The following is a 16860-nucleotide window of genomic DNA, read 5'->3' as shown; positions in this document are numbered from 1 at the left end:
CGCCCACGACCGGGGCCGCCGCCGACCGGGTCATCGGGGCCCTGGAGGACACCGCCACCCATGGCCGTGTCGGCGGTCGACCTCATCAACGGCACGATCCGTCTCATTACGGACAGTATCGGTCCGCAACGGCAGATCCTGCGGGCCGGTCACGGCCCGGGCGGCTCCGGAGCACGACACCCGGCATCGCGACCGTGGGCCGGGACGCACGGCAGACCCGGGCCCCGCGCCACATGCCGGCAGACACCACGAAGGCCCCGACATCGACTCGGGGCCTTCGTGCACTTCGCTGACCTGTCGGTTCAACGACCCGGACGGGCGAGCGTCACGCCCACTCAGGTCCCGGCCGGCGAAATTTTTCGGTGCGATGTCACATTCGGGCCCTCTCGTTGCTTCAAGGGCCGGACGCGGCGCGCATTCGCACCGCTGAGTCGAGAGGCAGATCGTGGATCCGACGATGATGACGGTGTCGGCGGTGGTGACCGCAGTGGTCGGCGCCTTGGCCCGACTGGCGTACAGGGTGGTCAAGGAGCGGGCGGAGGTCCGCCGGGCGGAAGTCGCACAGCAGGGCCTCTCGGAGCGGGTCCGGTCGCTGCCGCCGGGCAGCCGTCTCTCGGAGCGGTCCACCGACCGCGAGGTCGAGATCCTGATCGGCGACTTCGCCGGCCGCGGCGGGGAGCGGTGACTGTGACAGAGCTGCCCGCCCCGACCCACATCAAGACCGTCCCCCCGGCACTGCTGAACACGCCACCGACCCAGCAGGACAACGGGTTCGAGGCGTTCTACACCGTGGAGATGACCAGGGTGTCGGCATTCCTCATGCACCTGGGCGCCAGCCCCTATGAGGCGGCCGATGCCACACACGAGGCGTTCCTGACACTGCTGCCGGACAAATGGAGGTCGCTGGAGCACCCCGCGGCCTACCTCCGCAAGGTCGCGTACCGCAACTACCTCCGGCAGACGAGCAGCCGCGCCTTCCCCACGGACCCGGTCCCGGACCGGGAAGGCGGCACCTGTCCGGTCGAACTCGTCATCCTCACCGACGAGCAGCAACGGATGGTCGACCTCCTCGCGGCACTGTCGCCGGCGGAGAGAGAGGCCATGGCCTGGAACCTGGACGGCTTCAGTCACGAGGAGACCGCCGAGATCCTGGGCAAGAACCCCGCCGCGGTGCGGCAGGCCTACTCCCGTGCACGCGCGCGACTGATCCACGTTCTCGGTCTGATGAAGGAGGCGGAGACCAATGAGTGACCACTACCAGGACACCCGAACCTGCGCCGAGGCCACGGCCGAGGCCGCTCTCGACGCCCTTCTCGCCAAGCACCAGACGGACCTGCACCGCGCACTCGCGTCCGCCCTGGACACCCGAACCGGCCTTGCACGACTGGGACGTACGCCGATCCGCACACCGGACCGGGCGGTGCCCGGCACCTCCGTGCTGCCCCCCGCACAGCGGGGGTCCGTGATCGAGGTGAAGTCTTCGGCGCGGCCGGCCAGTTCCACCCTGGCGTCCGCGGTGGACGCCGTCGAGGACGAACTGGAGGACATCGACATCCTGATCGACGAGATCGAAGAACACCCGAACCGGGAGGTGACGCCCCCCGGCGCCCGGATGAGCCCCCACGTCGCCCTGGTCCTCGTACACCGCGAACTGGGCCGCATCGCGGACATGCTGATCAGCAAGAGGATCACGAAGGAGTCCGCCGGCTCCGCATTCGACGTGATCGAGACGACCCTGCAGGGCCAGGTCGCGGGGTGGACCCAGAGGGTCTCCCGAGCACCCCGCGCCCAACGGCACGCCGACATGCTGGAGTTGTTCACCGCCCGGGCCAACAGCACGAGGCAGCTCCGCAACATGATCGTCCGGCTGTTCGAGGAGGCGGACGAGACCGTCCTGCAGCTCAACTGACGGACCGGCGCGCGGGCGCCGCGGTGGGGCGGGGCCGGACGGTCAGGCGGCCGGCGCGTCCGGCGCGGTGTCCGTGTCGCGGAGTCCGGCCCGGGCGGCGCTCAGGGCGGCGATCTCGCGGTCGACGTCGTAGCCCGTGTCGTCCAGATGCTTGAGCAACCTGCGCCCGCCGCGGGAGAAGAAGGAACAGCAAGCCGCCCGCCCGGGCCCGGAACCCGGCGGCGGGCTCGCAGCCCGAAGGCGCCGGCGGCCGGAATTACCCGCAAAATCCCGGGTGTATGACGGGAAACCCTGGGCATTCGACTGTCCGGAGGTTGATAATCATGGTTCCCCTGCTTCTTGTTCTTCTGCTGATCCTGATTCTCGCCGGTGCGGGTTTCGCGGTGAAAATCCTGTGGTGGTTCGCGATCGCGGTTCTGATCCTGTGGCTGATCGGTTTCGTGGCCCGCCCGAAGACCGGCCACGGACGCTGGTACCGCTGGTAGTCCGCACGCCGGAAAGCCGATTCCCCCGGCAGGTGCAACCGGTTGACGGGGGAAACCCGGTCGAGGACCGGGACCCGCAACCGGCACCCGATTCGCCCGCCGTGAATGAACCGGCGATACGGGGGCACACGACGAACAGGCCGAAGCACGAAAGACGAGGGCCGAAATCATGGTGGCCCTCAGGTAATTCGGAGGAGTTGTTTCGCGTGACTGAGAACGTATGGAGCTACAAGTCGACTGCGGGCCGTCTGCAGGCCACGGACCTCACCGGCTACAAGGTCGAGGCCACCGACGGCAGCATCGGCAAGGTCGACAAGCACTCCGACGAGGTCGGTGACGCCTACCTGGTCGTCGACACCGGTGTGTGGATCTTCGGCAAGGAGGTCCTGCTGCCGGCGAGCACGGTGATCCGGATCGACGAGGCCGAGGAGAAGGTCTACGTCGACCGCACCAAGGACCAGATCAAGGACGCGCCCGAGTTCCACCGGGACAAGCACCTCGGTGATGCCGGCTACCACCGGGAGCTGGGCACCTACTACGGCACCGGCGCCCCCTTCGGCGGCCGCCCCGCCTGACCCGGCCGACCGCGAGCCTGCCCCGGCACTCCCGAAGGAGCGCCGGGGCAGGCTCGTGTCAGGCGCCGCTGCCGCCGGCGCGCACGGCGGGGACGAGGGCGGTGAGTACCTCGACGACACTGCCGTCGTGGTCGCTGCCGGCGGTCCCGCTCCCGCTCTGCACATTGGCCGTCCGGTCGATTTCGAGGACGGAGTCGGAGTGCGAGTTGTCGATGACGGTGATCAGGCTTCCGTGGGCGGCGGCGGGTCCGGCGCTGCCGCAGATCAGGGTCACCGCCAGGCAGGCGGCGGCCCGCACGCGCGCGCGGGTCATACGCCCGCGCTCTCGCGCGCGGGAGGTACCGGCTGGTGCCGGGCGATGTTCTTCGCCAGCAGCTCCGTGGACTCCCCGACGCCGATCTCCCGGCCGCCCTCCGCGGCGGGCAGCCGCCCGTCGGCGAGCCGCAGTTCGGCGAGGGCGGTGTCCATCGCGCGGTGCGCCGCGAAGAGGCAGGGCGTGCTGTAGATGGCCACGTCGACGCCGAGGTCGGTCAGTTCACCGAGGGAGAGCCGCGGGGACTTGCCGCCGGCGATCTGGTTGAAGAGCAGCGGCTTGGACCCGACGACGTCGCGGATCCGCCGGATCCACTCGACGCTGCGGACACCGTCGACCAGGACGACATCGGCGTCCGTGGCGGCCAGCGCCTCGGCCCGGTGGAGGATGTCGGCCTCCTCGGTGGCGTCCGTGCGGGCGACGACGAGCAGCTCCCTGCGGGTCTCGAGCACCGCTTCCAGCTTCTCCAGGTACTCGGCGAGCGGCAGGACCTGCTTGCCGTCGGCATGCCCGCACCGGCGCGGACGCTTCTGGTCCTCGAGGATGACACCGGAGGCGCCGATGCGCTCCATGCTCCTCACCACGTGGCAGGCCACCTCCACATCGACGTAACCGTCGTCGATGTCCACGAGCAGGTGGTGCTGCGGGAACGCTCCGCGCAGCCGCTGGACGAAGGCCAGCATGTCGGGCCAGGCGATGAACCCGATGTCGGGCAGTCCGTAGTGGGACGCGGCGAACCCGAAACCGGAGACGAACATCCCGTCGTAGTGCCCGGCCGCGACCGAGGCCGAGTACATGTCGTGCACGCCGATCAGGGGTGTGGTGCCCGGCTCGGCGATCTGGGCCCGCAGCTTGGTCCCGTAACTCATCGTCAGCTCCTTCGAGGGTGCGTGGCGCATGGGGGAGGGGAGCGACTGCGACGCAGCAGCGCTTTACCCAAAACTGATCATTTCCTAGCCATCCCCTGTTTTGCGGCATACCAAGTCTTTACTCACCCCAACGGGCCATCCCGTTCACCACAGAAACGTCACTGGACGCCACCCCCCGAGCGGACCCGCCGCGTGCGAGGGACGCGACCGCCCGGGCAACCGCCGCCGCGCACATGAGGATGCGTACTCCCCGGCCTCCCCGCACCATGAGCCTGTACCGCTACCGCTACCGCTACCGCTACCGCTACCGGCACCGCCGTGAAGGAGATGGCCATGTCCCCGGGTCCCGCGCCCCACGTGAGGTCCTCGGCCTCCGACGCGCCGGCCGCATGCCGATTGCTGCTGGTACGCCACGCGAAGGCCGTGCCGAAGGACGTGGCCGAGGACTTCGAACGCGCCCTGAGCGACCGCGGCCGGGCCGACGCGCCGGAGACGGGGCGCTGGCTCGCCGAGTCGGGCTTCGCGCCCCGTCTGGTTCTGTGTTCCCCGGCCCGAAGGACACGGCAGACATGGCAGCTGATCGCCCCGGCCCTCCCGGACGTGCCGCCCGCCGTGTACGACGACAGGCTCTACGACGCGGCCCCGAACGTGCTGGCCACCGTACTGGCGGAGCGCGGAGCGGGGGTGAGCCGCCTGATGCTGGTCGGCCACAACACCGGCATCCACGAGCTGGCCACGGCCCTGTGCGGAACCGGCCCGCCGAGACTGCTGGACCGGCTGAGGGAAGGGCTCCCGACGTCGGGCGTCGTGGTGGTGGACCTTCCGGGCGTGTGGGAGAGCCTCACCCCGGGCGACGGCCACCTGACCGCCTTCTGGGCCCCCGCCCACTGACAGCCGCCGTCGGGCCGCTTCAGCACCCGGCGGTCGGCGAGTTCGGGCAGCCAGGGGCCCACCGGCTCGTCCAGCCGGAAACGAACCTGCGCGCCGCCGGCATCCGCATCCCGCATCAGTGACGGCCGCCCGCAGAGTTCGGCCCCGCCGGACCTGCGCGACCCCGCATGGCTGGTGAGGGCCCGAGCAGGGCATGCCTTCTGTCGGAGTCGCGACTCACGGAGGGGGCGGGCTGATGACGGTCAATACCGGTCTCGGGCACGGACGTACGGGAAGGGGTGCCGCCGCCGTGCTGCGGCTGGCTTCGGTGGCCGCCGGCGTGGCGGTGGCCGCACTCCTGGTCGTCGACTTCCGGCTGACCGGTTCGGCAGGCCGGCAGATACTCGTGGTGGCACTGACGGCCGCCTTGGTGAGCGCGGGCATATGGGCGGCGTCGAGCCTTACGGCTCTCCTGATGCGGCCCTCCCTGCGACGGGCCCGGGGGCTCCTCGCGGAAGAGCCCGATCTCTGGGGCTCGGACCGGGAGTTCTTCGCCCCGATGCGTCGTCTGATGTTCCTCGGAGTCGTGCAGACCCTGGTCAACCTGCTGGTCCTGCTCACCGTGTATCCGCTCGGCCTCTGGGCCGGCGTGCGGATCTGCGCCGCCGCGGGTCTGCCGGCGCGCCTGAGCGGACTGTGGCCGGTCTTCGTCTCGGGGCTGCTGGTGGCGGTCGTTGCCACCACGGCCGGGACCTTCCTCGGCCTGTTCCGCCGCCGCCGGGCCGGCCGCGCCGCGGCCGCGCGCTCGCTGGCCGCCGTACTGCTCAATGCCGCCGGACTCGCGCTCGCCGTGCTCGTGCTGGACGGCGTCCGGCTCGACGCCGCGCCGGGGTGGCGGCAGGCGCTCGCCCTGTGTGCGGTGGCGTCCCTCTTCATGCTGCCGCGCATCACGCTGTCCCTGCCCGTACCGGGGATCGCCTCGATCGTCCTCGTCGCCTACCACTGCCTGGTGTTGTGGCTGACCTGCGCGGCCTTCGCGTTCGTGGAGCCCCGTCTTCACGCCGACGGCTTCCGGCAGTTGGCGGGGGCCGCCGCGATCATGTGGGCGGCAGAGTGGCCCGCGCGCCTGGCCGACCGGCGCGCGCAGGGAGCCGCCGCCCAGCCGGCTCCCCTCCTGCCCGATCCGTTCCCGCCGGATCACGGGTTTCCCTCCGGCCCGTTGTACTGACGGACTGTCCGGGCCCCCGCCCGCACCACCCGGTCCGCAGGTGTCCCCGGCACCCGCTCAGTGACATCCCTGGAGGCGTGGCGCGCCGTCGAGGATCGCCGACTCGGCTTCCGTGGCCTGGAGTTTCCACTCCGGGGCGACCGCCGCGTACGTGGTGACGTCGTGCCAGCAGCCCTGGGTGCGAAAGAGCCGGCGCAGCATCGCTTCGCGGCGCAGGCCCGCGGCGTGCATCACGTCCGCCATGGACGAGGGCGAGGCCCACGATGATCCGTGACGCGGATTCGCGCAGCCTCAGGTGCCGGCCGCGCAGTTCGGGTACGCGGCTCACGGGGCGGCCGCCGGCTGTGCGGTAGGGGCTCCGCCGGCCTGCGGCAGTACGGCTCAGCCGGAGAGGGTGCTGCCGCGCGGGCCGCGTTCACCGGGACGGCCCGCACGGCCGGGGAAACGTCACGGTCCCGCGCCCGTGCTCGAAGGCGTCCACGACCGGCCACTCGTCCGGCTCGGGCTCGCAGAGCCTCCGGACCCCGAACTGCCCCCGCGGGGCTACGGCCGCTGCGGGTCGGGGTCCGGCGGTCCGGCCCCGGTGCGCGAGCGGCAGCACATGGTCCGGCCCGCACGGGGCACACGGTCGGCACCGACCGAAAGGAGCCCGACCATGCTGGGCATCGCCGCCGCAGTCCTGTTCTTCATCGCGTTCCTCATCAACGCGGCCGACATCGCCACCAACGACGTCCTGAGTTCCACCAACTTCATGCTGATCGGTCTCGCGGTACTCGCGCTGCACGTCGCCGGCATCGGCGGCGCGCGGCCCGCCCGCGGATGGGGCCGCAGACGCTGACGGCCGCCGGTCGCCCGGCCGTGCGCCGACGGGTCACGTGATCGGCTGCGTGGTCCCGTCGGGCAGCGCGCAGGAGTAGCCGGCGTACGGGCGTGAGGTGACCTGTCCGCCGGCGGCCGTGCACTCGTCCCTGGTGATGTTCGGAGACGAGGCGGCTTCGGCGCCGACAGCGCCGACGGCGCTCATGCCGGCAAGGGTCGCCGCGGCCAGGGCGAGGCCCAGGATTCTCCGCATTCGCATGACTTCCTCCTCCTCTCAGGCGCCTCCGTTCGGCCTTCGGGAAGGACAAGTCTCAGGACGACGGCGCCCTACTCCTCAGCATGGGCGCTCCGCAGGAGGCCCGCGAGGTGAGGCCGGGCACCGCGCGCGGCGCCCGGCGGAGCCGAACGCGGGCGGTGACCGCCCTGCCCCGGAGAGACATACGACGGCCGCGGGGCCCGGCCGACCCGTGGGCCGGTACCGGCGGAACCATTTTGATCAAGCTTCGGACGGCTGCCTAGCATGCGCATGCCACCCCCATCGCCCCTACGAAAGCGACCCATGCGCATCCAGCGGACCCTCGCCACGACCGCCGCCCTGACCTGCCTCGCCGCCCTCTCCGCGTGCAAGGGCGGCACGGAAGCCGCCCCGCCCGCCGCGACCGCGTCCGCCGGCAGCACAGGACCGCTCGCCGAAGCGCAGCGGTACATGCGCCAGTTCACCTCCTGCGAAGACCTCGGCGCGTCCCCCGACGACCCGCGACTGCCGTCGGGCGACTTCCCCGAGGCCGGACAGTGGTCGGTCAAGGAGCTCGGCGTCTGCAGCGACGAGCCCGAGAAGGGCGACATCGCCATCGCCGCCCCGGCGGACATGAAGGCCTTCCAGGAGGGCTACAAGCAATACGTCATGGACAAGATCGCCGCCGGTGACGGCTCGTACGGGCTCGAAAGCAGGGTGCTGGTCGGCAAGGGCTTCGTCGCCGTCCCGACCCGGACACGCACGGCCGTCGCCCTGGTCCGCTCCGACCTGCGCGTCCTCACCTGCAATCCCACCGCCGCCGTCCCCGAGGGCTACAAGCGGGAGAAGGCCCTGGTCGAAGGCTGCGTGCTCGGCGACTTCGTCAACAGCGAGGACGGCCAGGGCAGCCCGAACCTGCAGACCCCGCAGGACCCGGCGGGCGGAGCCGGCGCGACCGGAAAGCCGGGGCAGCCCGCGCACGGCAGCCTGGGGCTCCCGCGCGCCGCGAGCATGGGCGAGCTGAGGAAGCTCGTGGAATCCAGCCTCGACTGCTCGCACTTCTCGACGGACCCGGCCACCGTCGCGGTCGAGTCGATCGACTACGCGCCGGTGGTGAAGGACGCCCCGCTCACCTGGGGTCTGTCGGGCCGGGCCCTGTGCGGGGAGCCGGCCGGCGCGCAGCGCGCCCACGGCCTGAGCTGGCTGGACACGGTCTCGGACATGAAGAAGCTCCAGACCAGGGCCAAAGCGGCCCAGCTCGCCGACCTGAAGGAAGACGGCAGGCTGCGGGCCACCCAGAGCCTGCTGCTCGTCGGCGAGAACATCGCGGTGGAGACCAACGACCCGGCCGCCCGGTTCGGCCTGTACCAGCAGCAGTTCCTCTACCTCAACTGCGTTCCCGGCTTCTCCGCGCCGACGGGGTACCGGCTGGAGAAGGCACAGGCCGACGGCTGCGTGCTGACCAACTACGAGCCCGGTCACCCGGTGGGCTGAGACACGATCCGGCGGGGGCACCCACGGAGCCGCCCCACCGGCAGCCGAAGAACGGCCGGGCGGCTGCGGCTCCGGTCCCCGCCCCCAGGACGAGCCGGCGAGCGGGGACCGGAGCAGTACATGAACCGGTCCGGCAGGACGCGCGGTTGCGGAGGACTCCGGTCAGGAGCCGCCCCGCCGGCTCCCGCCGACCCGGCCGCTCACGCGTCGCACGCCCACAGGACCGGCAGCGCTCAGCCCGGCAGGCGCACCGTCATCTCCACGGTCACCTCGTCCCCCGCCGCCAGCCCCAGCGGCGTTCGGACGGCGTTCTTGACCGGCAGCAAGTACCCGCCCTCCCTCGGGAAGAGCGACGTCTCGAAGGTGACTTCGCCGATCCTCGCCCCGACGGGAACGACCCCCCAGCCGTAGGTGGCAGCCGCCGCCACCTGCCGTACGTCGGCGGACTGCTCCTGCGGCACGGGGACGAAGTAGAACGGCGCAGGCCCGCGCCACTCGATCACCTGACTGGCGAAGACCATACGCATGACGGCAGTTCTCTCCCGGGGACGGCGGCGGGAAGCACGGAGGTTCCGCCCACCCTACGCGCAGCCCCCGGCCCGGTCCGGGGCAGCGGGCCACGCTCCCCGGGGCGGGACCCGTTCCCGATCGCACACACGTGCGTGGCCTGCGTTAGTCTCTCGGGGCGCAGAAGCGGAACACAGACGTAGACGGGGGAGCAGTGTCCTATTCGGAGCGCTGGCAGGAGCTGTTCGGACCGACCGACGGCGGGCCCGCGATGAGACTCGCCTCGGCGGCCCCCGACCCCGGGACCGGCGGCGGGCCCGGCGGCGGCCCCGGAAACCTCAAGCACAGCAACGGCCCCTGGACCAGCGCCTCCGGCACCGCCGGCGAGCTGCGCACCAGCACGGAGACGAGCCGGGCGGCGCTCGGCCCCGGCCACGAGGGCATCGAGACGGGAGCCGCCGGCCTCAGCTCCGTCGCGGCCCTCAAGGGCGTACTGACGTCCTGGGAGGAACGCCTCCAGTCGGTGCGGGACGAGTGCGAGCAGCTCAAGGGGACCCTGCTGACGGTCGCCAAGGAGATGGGCGAGACGGACGCCGCGATCAAGACGTCCTTCAAGGGCGTCGACGGCGCCGACAAGGCGGACGAGAAGCGATGACCACAACCCTCACCTGGAAGCTGCTGCGCGACCTCAAGACCTCCGAGTTCACGGAGGCGGGCGACAAGTGGCACGAGGTCTCGGGCCGCTCGGACTCCGACCGCGTACGGGTCGACCGCGCGATGTCCGCCAAGCTCCGCGAGACCCAGGAGAGCGACTCGGCGGAGGCGGCCCTCGGCAGGCTCCAGCGCCTCAGCCGCAACTTCCAGTACCTGCACTCCGAGTGCGCCCTCGTCCGTACGGCGCTCAACGGACTCGCCAGCGATCTCGCCGAGCCCCAGAACCAGTTGAAGCAGGCCCTCGCGGACGCCGCCGCCCTGAACTTCACCGTCCACGAGGACGGCTCCGTCAGCTACCCGGCCACCGAGGTCGAGGACCTGACCGGGGCGAAGAAGCAGGCCCCCGGCAGCACGGTCCAGGGCAGCTCCCGCCTCGCGCTGGAACCGCCCGGCCTCGGCTCGCAGGGCAAGTCGCCCCTCTACCCCGGCTACACGGGCTTCAAGCCGCTGAACCCGAACGCGGCGAAGGCGCAGGACGTGGCCGACCGTGTCGCCCGGGCCCTGCGGTCCGCACACGAGATAGACGCCCGGTACGCGAAGACCCTCGGCGGACTGAAGGCGGAGAAGGGCCTCGACGTCACCGAGGCCACGCTGAGGGACGTCTTCCAGGACACCTCCGACGTCCGCTCCACCGCCGGCACCTACCTTGGCGAAGGCGTCCCGCAGGACAAGAGCCCCGCCGAGCGCAAGCAGTGGTGGGACGGCCTGAGCGACGAACAGCGCCGGGAGTACCTGGAGATCGCCCCCGACCTGATCGGCGGCCTGGACGGCATCCCGGCGGTCTCCCGCGACGAGGCGAACCGCAACTACCTGCCGGTCCTCATCGACGACCTGGCGCGCCACGGCGGCGACGACGCGAAGACCAAGCTCAACGCCCTGCGCATGATCCAGGACAAGCTGAACGAGCCGAGCCGCCCGCCCATGTTCCTCCTGGGCATCGGGGACGAGGGCAACGGCCGCGCGATCGTCTCGTACGGCAACCCCGACACCTCCAAGAACGTCTCGGCGTACGTCCCCGGTCTCAGCACCAAGCTCAACGACGAGTTCGTCAAGGACACGATGAAGCGGGCCCAGGACACGGCCAAGGGTGCCCAGCGCGTGGACCCGTCCAGTGCCTCGATCGTCTGGCTGGGCTACGACGCCCCGCAGAACGTGGACGTGATGTCGAAGGGCGACGCGCAGCGGGGCGCCCCGGCCTACAACCAGTTCATGGCGGGCATCTCGGCAACGAACGAGAACCCGGACCCCCACGTCACGGCGATCGGGCATTCCTACGGCTCGCTCACCGTGGGCACGGCCGCCAAGCAGTCCGGCGGGATCCCGGGCGTCGACGATGTGATCCTGCTCGGCAGCCCCGGCGTGGACGCGCAGAAGGCGACGGAGCTCGGCGTGGGCAAGGACCACGTGTTCGTCGGTGCCGCCGACAACGACCCGGTCACCCACCTGCCCACGAAGGACGAGTCGGCGCTCGGCTGGATGTTGGGCGGCCCGGTCGGGGTCGTGGTCGGACGTGACCTCTTCGACATCGACAACGACGACGTGTACTTCGGCAAGGACCCGGCGAGCAAGGCCTTCGGGGCACAGCGCTTCCTGGTCGACGACGGGCCGAGGATGGTCGTCGAGGGCGGAGGGTTCGACGCCCACTCCCAGTACTTCACACCGGAGAAGGACAGGGTGTCGGCCGACAACATCGCCACCATCGTCGCCGGACATCCTGAGAACATCGTGAGGGAGAAGCATCGATGAAGCGCATCACGCGGACCATCCGCCTGGTTCTTGCGATGGCCGTGGCCGGAGCGCTGCTCGCCGGGTGCGGGCTGTTGGGCGGCACCAAGCAGAGAAACGGGGCATTGGCAGGCATGGACATGCAGGGAGCGGCGGAGCGCGCCGACGCGATGTTCTACGCGACGATCGGAGCGATCAAGCCGGACATCGAATGGGCCCACGACACGACGACGACCGGCAGCTGCGACGTGACGCGCTACTGGACCGTCACGACGGTCGTCTCCGAGCAGCGTCGCGGCAACTTCCTCGGGGTGGTCGAGAACTTCTGGAAGGCGAGCGGTTACCGGATCGGCCCGGTGAATCCGAGCAAGGACATGCCCGCCATCTACGCCACCTCCCGTGACGGCTTCGGCATCAGCCTCCTCTTCGGTCACGCGGGGCAGGCATTCTTCGAAGTCACCAGCCCCTGCGTGGGCGAGTCGAAGGTGGCACCGCCCACGAAGGTGGCGAACGGCCCCACCTACGAGGGCGAGGCCTCCGTCCCCACCCCCAACGTCCGCTCCGACTTCTGGTCCGCCGAAACCCCGGCGGCGCCGGGCCCCACCCCCTCGTCCTGACCGCCTGACGCGGACTCCCGTCCTGGTCAGACGGTAAGGGGGAGGAGCAGCAGGGGAGTCGTGGTCGGCCGGGGGGAGCCGCCCGCGGGTTCGAGAGTGAGGCCGACGGCACGGGCGTTCCCGGGACCGCCTTCCATGAGGGTGGCGCCGTCGCGGGACACGAGGCCGGCGGGGCGCATGGTGCCGTGATCGTCGAACCACAGCTGGTAGGTCCTGCCGGCCGGTGGGGTGGGCAGGCCGCTGCTGACGAAGGCGGCCCGGTCGCGCAGTGCGGAGGTGACCACCGTCGTGGTGGCTCCGCCGGTGGTGCGGCCGTGCACGGTCCGGGCGTCGGGGGCGGCCAGGACGACGGCAAGGTCCTGGGCCTGCCGGGCGCTGTGCTGCGCCTGGGTACGGGCCTGTTCGCTCTGCCGGTGCTGCCAGGCGGCGACTCCGCCGAAAGCCGCGGCGGCGGCGATGCTCGCGGCGATCACGAAGGCTCCGGCCCTGCGCGTCAGCGCGGAGGTGAGCCGGGCCGGTGCCGCAGGCCGCGTGCGCGGGGACGCCTGACGGACGGTGTCGATGTGGGTGAGGACCGCCTGTCTCATCGGGGCGGGCGCAGGCAGGCTGACCGCCGCGGCCAGACGCGCGGCGGTCGCCTCGAACTCGCCGACCTCTCCGAGGCAGGCTTCGCAGCGGCGGAGGTGCGCGGTGAAGGCGTGCTGTTCCTCGCCGGTGAGTGCGTCCAGTGCGTACGCGCCGGTGAGGGTGTGCAGGTGTGCGTCGTGTTTCATGTGGTCACCCCCATGCAGTCGCGCAGCCGGATCAGTCCGTCGCGCATCCGGGTCTTGACGGTCGGGAGCGGGGCCCGCAGCGCCTCTGCGACCTCGCGGTAGGTCAGGCCCCGGTAGTAGGCGAGGGTCACGGCCTGGCGCTGGAGTTCGGTCAGCCCCCGCATGCAGCGGCGTACCTGCTCGCTGTCCAGGCGGGTTTCGACCTGTTCGGCGACTGCGTCGAAGGGCCGCACCTGATCGCGTACGGCGTTGGCGTGCTCGCGGTCGGCGGAGGCCTGCGCGGACCGCACGCGGTCCACCGCCCTGCGGTGCGCGATCGTCGCCACCCAGGTCATGACGGACCCCTGCTCCGGGCGGTAGCGGGCGGCCTGCCGCCACAGGTCGATCATCACCTCCTGCGCCACTTCCTCCGACTGGGACCGGTCCCGGACGACCTTGACGGCGATCCCGAACACCATGGAGGCGACAGCGTCGTAGAGCACGGCGAAGGCGTCCTTGTCCCCGTGGCCCACCTTCTCCATCACCTCCTCCAGCCGCGGCCCGCCCGCGTCCGCGTTCCCGAACCGCAGCGGCCGTGTCACCGGCACCCCGCCCCGCGTCGCCGCACGACCTGTTGCGGCCCGACGCCGCGCAAAGACGGCCGACCCTTGCGCCTCGATGCCATCAACCGCTCTTTCACAGAGAGAAGGACCGGCCCCTCCATGCCCCGGGGCCGGCTGTATGCGTCCTGCCGGTGTTGCACCTGCTTCGTAGCGGCCACCTGCGCGGATTGCCCTACGGCAGGCAACACCGCACCCCGGTGGTCATCCGATCGAGCGAACCCGGCCCCTACGGCCCAGCCGCTGCTCCCGCGGCACCGAAACCCGTGCTGAGGCCCGAAAGCAGTGCCTCCCCGGAGCCCGAGACGGGCTCCGGGTCCGGATTTCCGACCTTTGGAGGCAGTCATGTCCCGAGTTATCAAGAGTGCCGCACTGGCCCTCACCGCCGCGGCCGCCGTCCTCGGTGCCGGATCGGCGGCTTCCGCCGATGCCGGTGCCCAAGGCGTGGCCGCCTACTCGCCCGGCGTCGGTTCGGGCAATCTCATCCAGATCCCGATCCACATTCCGGTCAACGCCTGCGGCAACTCCGTCAGCGTCATCGGGCTGCTGAACCCCGCCTTCGGCAACACCTGCATCAACGCCTGACCCCCACCCACTTCGGCCCGTGACTCCGCGCTGCCTGCAACGGCCGGTCACGGGCCGGGGGATCTGCTGCGGGTGACGGCCGGTACCGCCACCCGCAGCACCCGTCCGTTCCGGACGGCAGGAAAAGCCCTGATCGGGAAACCAATCCGCCGGACGGAGCACCGCGAATGGCCCATGTGAGCAACTTCCGTACATCCTTCGCACGCGGCGCACTCGGCGCCGTATCCGGCCTGCTGGCCGGCTACACGGCGCTGGCTGTGGCGGAACTGGCGGCCTCACCGGTACGGCCGCAGGCAGGCCCGGTGACCGTCGTGGGCGGCGCCGCCATCGACCGGACACCGGCCGCGGTGAAGGATTTCGCGATCCGGACCTTCGCAGAGAACGACAAGCTCGTCCTGCAGCTCGGGATCCTCGCCGTGCTCGGTCTCCTCGGTGTCGTCCTCGGGATCGTCTCCCTGCGCCACCGGCGTGCCGGAGCAGCGGGCGTGCTCCTCTTCGGTTTCATCGGTGCGGCGGCGGCCCTCACCCGCCCCGACGCGCAAGGGCCCGCGGACGCCCTGCCCTCGGTCGCCGGCGCGACCGCGGGCGCGGCGATCCTGTACTTCCTGGCCGGAAAGCTGTCCACCGGCCCGGCCTCCCCCGAAAGGGGGCCGGACGGCTGGTCGCGGCGGGGTTTCCTGCTGGCCGCATCGGTCGCGGCAGTCGCCGCGACCGGGGCGGGCGCCGCCGGCCGGGCCCTGACCGGCCGCCGCGGCCGGGGAGCCGTGGCCTCGCGCGCCGCGGTCGAGCTGCCTGCCCCGTCCTCCCCGGCCCGGCCGCTGCCCGAGGGGGTCCAGCTGAAGGCGGCGGGCATCAGCGCCTTCACCACCCCGAACAAGGACTTCTACCGGGTGGACACCGCGCTGGTCGTCCCCAGGGTCGACGCGGACACCTGGCGGCTGCGCATCCGAGGCAAGGGGGTGACCCGCCCCCGCAGTTACACCTTCCGGGAACTGCTGGCCCGGCCGCTGATCGAGCGGGACATCACCTTGACCTGTGTCTCCAACGAGGTCGGCGGCCCCTACGTCGGCCACGCCCGCTGGCTCGGCGTACACCTGGCCGACCTGCTGCGCGAATGCGGCGTCAGGCCGCCGTCCGACGGCGGCACGGCCGATCAGCTGGTCGCCCGCTCGGTGGACGGCATGACGCTGGGCTCCCCGGTCGAGGACGTCATGGACGGCCGCGACGCGATCCTGGCCGTCGGGATGAACGGCGAGCCCCTGCCCTTCGACCACGGCTTTCCCGTACGGATGCTCGTCCCGGGCCTGTACGGGTACGTGTCGGCCTGCAAATGGATCGAGGACATCGAGCTCACCACCTTCGACGCCTACGACCCGTACTGGGTCGAACGCAAGTGGGCGCGCAGGGCCCCGGTCAAGACCCAGGCCCGCATCGACACCCCCAAGCCCTTCGCCCGGCCCGCCGCCGGAACCGTCACCATCGCCGGGGTGGCATGGGCCCAGCACCGCGGCATCCAGCGCGTCGAAGTCCGTATCGACGACGGGCCGTGGCAGGACGCCGACCTCGCCCCCCAGGCCACCGCCGACACCTGGCGCCAGTGGTCCCTCCCCTGGAAGACCACCCCGGGCGGCCACAACCTCACCGTCCGCGCCACCGACGGCACCGGCACGGCACAGACCGAACAGCGCACGCGGACCATCCCCGACGGCGCCAGCGGCCGGCACAGCGTCTTCGTCACCGCCGGATAGCCCGCGGCCGGCCCGCCACGCGCCGGCCCCCAGACCTCTCATCCGCAGCAAACCGTATGGAAACCACCAGGAGATTCGCCATGTCCAGCACGCTCCGTTTCCGCCGTACCGCCCTCGCCGTCGCCGCGGCCGCCGTCCTGCCCCTCTCCCTCGCTGCCTGCTCCGACTCCGGGAGCGACTCCGCCTCCGGATCCTCCGCGGACAAGAGCAGCGATACCTCCGCCGCGTCCCAGCCGGCCACGCCGGACGCTTCGACGGCGATGGACAAGCCGTTCGGCCCGGCCTGTGCCGGCGTGCCCGCCGACGGCGCGGGCTCCTTCGACGGCATGGCCAAGGACCCCGTCGCCACCGCCGCCTCCAACAACCCCGCCCTGTCCACCCTGGTGAGCGCGGTGAAGCAGGCCGGCCTGGTCGACACCCTCAACAACGCCAAGGACATCACGGTGTTCGCGCCGACCAACGACGCCTTCGCGAAGCTCCCGAAGGCCGACCTGGACAAGGTGCTCGCCGACAAGGCCATGCTGACGAAGATCCTCACCTACCACGTCGTGGGCGAGAAGCTGACCCCGCAGCAGCTGGGAAGCGGTTCCTTCGACACACTGGAGAAGACCGGGCTCACCACCAGCGGCTCGGGCGAGTCCTACAAGGTCAACGACACCTCGAACGTCGTGTGCGGCAACGTGAAGACGGCCAACGCCAACGTCTACATCGTCGACACCGTCCTGATGCCGAAGTAACACCCCGTCGAGCTCCGGAACACGGCGCGGCCGCCCCGGGCGGCCGCGCCGGACTTCG

Annotated in this window: 22 protein-coding genes; 15 read left to right on the top strand and 7 right to left on the bottom strand. The window is 71.4% G+C overall.

Annotation, left to right across the window (positions count from 1 at the left end; all coding sequences use genetic code 11):
* Positions 1 to 445 precede the first annotated feature (445 nt).
* From OG373_RS00495 to OG373_RS00475, 5 genes are all read left to right on the top strand, one after another.
* Complete coding sequence (locus tag OG373_RS00495; RefSeq protein ID WP_405435121.1) at positions 446 to 685, top strand: hypothetical protein; 240 nt, start codon at positions 446 to 448, stop codon at positions 683 to 685.
* Between the two features lie 2 nt (positions 686 to 687).
* The gene (locus OG373_RS00490) at positions 688 to 1251 is read left to right on the top strand and encodes an RNA polymerase sigma factor (RefSeq protein ID WP_405435120.1); all 564 of its coding nucleotides are present in this window, start codon (positions 688 to 690) and stop codon (positions 1249 to 1251) included.
* A complete protein-coding gene (locus tag OG373_RS00485; protein WP_405435119.1) occupies positions 1244 to 1909 on the top strand; it encodes a hypothetical protein in 666 nt (221 codons plus the stop codon). Before OG373_RS00490 ends, OG373_RS00485 begins: the two co-directional genes overlap by 8 nt.
* Positions 1910 to 2232: 323 nt before the next feature.
* Positions 2233 to 2394: a hydrophobic protein gene (locus OG373_RS00480; RefSeq protein WP_397738155.1), complete on the top strand. Its 162-nt coding sequence runs from the start codon at positions 2233 to 2235 to the stop codon at positions 2392 to 2394.
* Positions 2395 to 2600: 206 nt separating this feature from the next.
* The gene (locus OG373_RS00475; protein ID WP_405435118.1) at positions 2601 to 2969 is read left to right on the top strand and encodes a PRC-barrel domain-containing protein; all 369 of its coding nucleotides are present in this window, start codon (positions 2601 to 2603) and stop codon (positions 2967 to 2969) included.
* Between the two features lie 58 nt (positions 2970 to 3027).
* Here OG373_RS00475 and OG373_RS00470 read toward each other — a convergent pair whose 3' ends face one another.
* Together OG373_RS00470 and OG373_RS00465 are read right to left on the bottom strand one after the other, a co-directional pair.
* On the bottom strand, positions 3028 to 3282 hold the full coding sequence (locus tag OG373_RS00470) for a hypothetical protein (RefSeq protein ID WP_405435117.1): 255 nt from the start codon (positions 3280 to 3282) through the stop codon (positions 3028 to 3030).
* Complete coding sequence (locus OG373_RS00465; RefSeq protein WP_405435116.1) at positions 3279 to 4151, bottom strand: oxaloacetate decarboxylase; 873 nt, start codon at positions 4149 to 4151, stop codon at positions 3279 to 3281. Before OG373_RS00465 ends, OG373_RS00470 begins: the two co-directional genes overlap by 4 nt.
* Positions 4152 to 4484: 333 nt before the next feature.
* On the opposite strand from OG373_RS00465, the gene OG373_RS00460 reads away from it, so the two are divergent.
* On the top strand, positions 4485 to 5042 hold the full coding sequence (locus OG373_RS00460; RefSeq protein WP_405435115.1) for a SixA phosphatase family protein: 558 nt from the start codon (positions 4485 to 4487) through the stop codon (positions 5040 to 5042).
* A 235-nt stretch (positions 5043 to 5277) separates the two neighbouring features.
* Positions 5278 to 6249: a hypothetical protein gene (locus tag OG373_RS00455; RefSeq protein ID WP_405435114.1), complete on the top strand. Its 972-nt coding sequence runs from the start codon at positions 5278 to 5280 to the stop codon at positions 6247 to 6249.
* A 57-nt stretch (positions 6250 to 6306) separates the two neighbouring features.
* On the opposite strand, the gene OG373_RS00450 is transcribed toward OG373_RS00455, so the two are convergent.
* Positions 6307 to 6492, bottom strand: a complete 186-nt coding sequence (locus OG373_RS00450) for a hypothetical protein (protein ID WP_405435113.1) — start codon at positions 6490 to 6492, stop codon at positions 6307 to 6309.
* A gap of 412 nt (positions 6493 to 6904) precedes the next feature.
* On the opposite strand from OG373_RS00450, the gene OG373_RS00445 reads away from it, so the two are divergent.
* Positions 6905 to 7087 (top strand): hypothetical protein, encoded by a 183-nt coding sequence (locus OG373_RS00445; protein ID WP_030390112.1) that lies wholly within the window; start codon positions 6905 to 6907, stop codon positions 7085 to 7087.
* 33 nt (positions 7088 to 7120) lie between these two features.
* On the opposite strand, the gene OG373_RS00440 is transcribed toward OG373_RS00445, so the two are convergent.
* Positions 7121 to 7327: a hypothetical protein gene (locus OG373_RS00440; RefSeq protein WP_405435112.1), complete on the bottom strand. Its 207-nt coding sequence runs from the start codon at positions 7325 to 7327 to the stop codon at positions 7121 to 7123.
* Between the two features lie 300 nt (positions 7328 to 7627).
* On the opposite strand from OG373_RS00440, the gene OG373_RS00435 reads away from it, so the two are divergent.
* Positions 7628 to 8797, top strand: a complete 1170-nt coding sequence (locus OG373_RS00435; protein WP_405435111.1) for a hypothetical protein — start codon at positions 7628 to 7630, stop codon at positions 8795 to 8797.
* A gap of 233 nt (positions 8798 to 9030) precedes the next feature.
* Here OG373_RS00435 and OG373_RS00430 read toward each other — a convergent pair whose 3' ends face one another.
* Positions 9031 to 9324 carry a DUF1905 domain-containing protein gene (locus tag OG373_RS00430; RefSeq protein WP_405435110.1) on the bottom strand — a complete coding sequence of 98 codons (294 nt, stop codon included), beginning with the start codon at positions 9322 to 9324 and terminating at the stop codon, positions 9031 to 9033.
* Positions 9325 to 9518: 194 nt separating this feature from the next.
* Here OG373_RS00430 and OG373_RS00425 point away from each other — a divergent pair, with 194 nt between their 5' ends.
* The 3 genes from OG373_RS00425 to OG373_RS00415 are packed head-to-tail and all read left to right on the top strand — an operon-like array spanning position 9519 to position 12360.
* Entirely contained in the window at positions 9519 to 9959 is a 441-nt protein-coding gene (locus OG373_RS00425; protein ID WP_405435109.1) for a hypothetical protein, read from the top strand.
* The gene (locus OG373_RS00420) at positions 9956 to 11764 is read left to right on the top strand and encodes an alpha/beta hydrolase (RefSeq protein WP_405435108.1); all 1809 of its coding nucleotides are present in this window, start codon (positions 9956 to 9958) and stop codon (positions 11762 to 11764) included. The genes OG373_RS00425 and OG373_RS00420 overlap by 4 nt, the downstream gene beginning before the upstream one ends.
* Entirely contained in the window at positions 11761 to 12360 is a 600-nt protein-coding gene (locus tag OG373_RS00415) for a hypothetical protein (protein WP_397738133.1), read from the top strand. The genes OG373_RS00420 and OG373_RS00415 overlap by 4 nt, the downstream gene beginning before the upstream one ends.
* A gap of 26 nt (positions 12361 to 12386) precedes the next feature.
* Here OG373_RS00415 and OG373_RS00410 read toward each other — a convergent pair whose 3' ends face one another.
* Positions 12387 to 13133: an anti-sigma factor domain-containing protein gene (locus OG373_RS00410; protein ID WP_405435107.1), complete on the bottom strand. Its 747-nt coding sequence runs from the start codon at positions 13131 to 13133 to the stop codon at positions 12387 to 12389.
* A complete protein-coding gene (gene sigK, locus OG373_RS00405) occupies positions 13130 to 13714 on the bottom strand; it encodes an ECF RNA polymerase sigma factor SigK (protein WP_405435106.1) in 585 nt (194 codons plus the stop codon). Before sigK ends, OG373_RS00410 begins: the two co-directional genes overlap by 4 nt.
* Before the next feature lie 363 nt (positions 13715 to 14077).
* On the opposite strand from sigK, the gene OG373_RS00400 reads away from it, so the two are divergent.
* From OG373_RS00400 to OG373_RS00390, 3 genes are all read left to right on the top strand, one after another.
* A complete protein-coding gene (locus OG373_RS00400; RefSeq protein WP_405435105.1) occupies positions 14078 to 14317 on the top strand; it encodes a chaplin in 240 nt (79 codons plus the stop codon).
* Positions 14318 to 14484: 167 nt separating this feature from the next.
* Complete coding sequence (locus tag OG373_RS00395; protein ID WP_405435104.1) at positions 14485 to 16065, top strand: molybdopterin-dependent oxidoreductase; 1581 nt, start codon at positions 14485 to 14487, stop codon at positions 16063 to 16065.
* Between the two features lie 80 nt (positions 16066 to 16145).
* Positions 16146 to 16802 carry a fasciclin domain-containing protein gene (locus OG373_RS00390; RefSeq protein WP_405435103.1) on the top strand — a complete coding sequence of 219 codons (657 nt, stop codon included), beginning with the start codon at positions 16146 to 16148 and terminating at the stop codon, positions 16800 to 16802.
* Positions 16803 to 16860 lie beyond the last annotated feature (58 nt).

This window comes from Streptomyces avidinii (assembly GCF_045161815.1).
Classification (GTDB): Bacteria; Actinomycetota; Actinomycetes; order Streptomycetales; family Streptomycetaceae; genus Streptomyces; species Streptomyces avidinii.
Note: the sequence above shows the minus strand (reverse complement) of the source record. Positions and strands in the feature narration are given on the sequence as shown.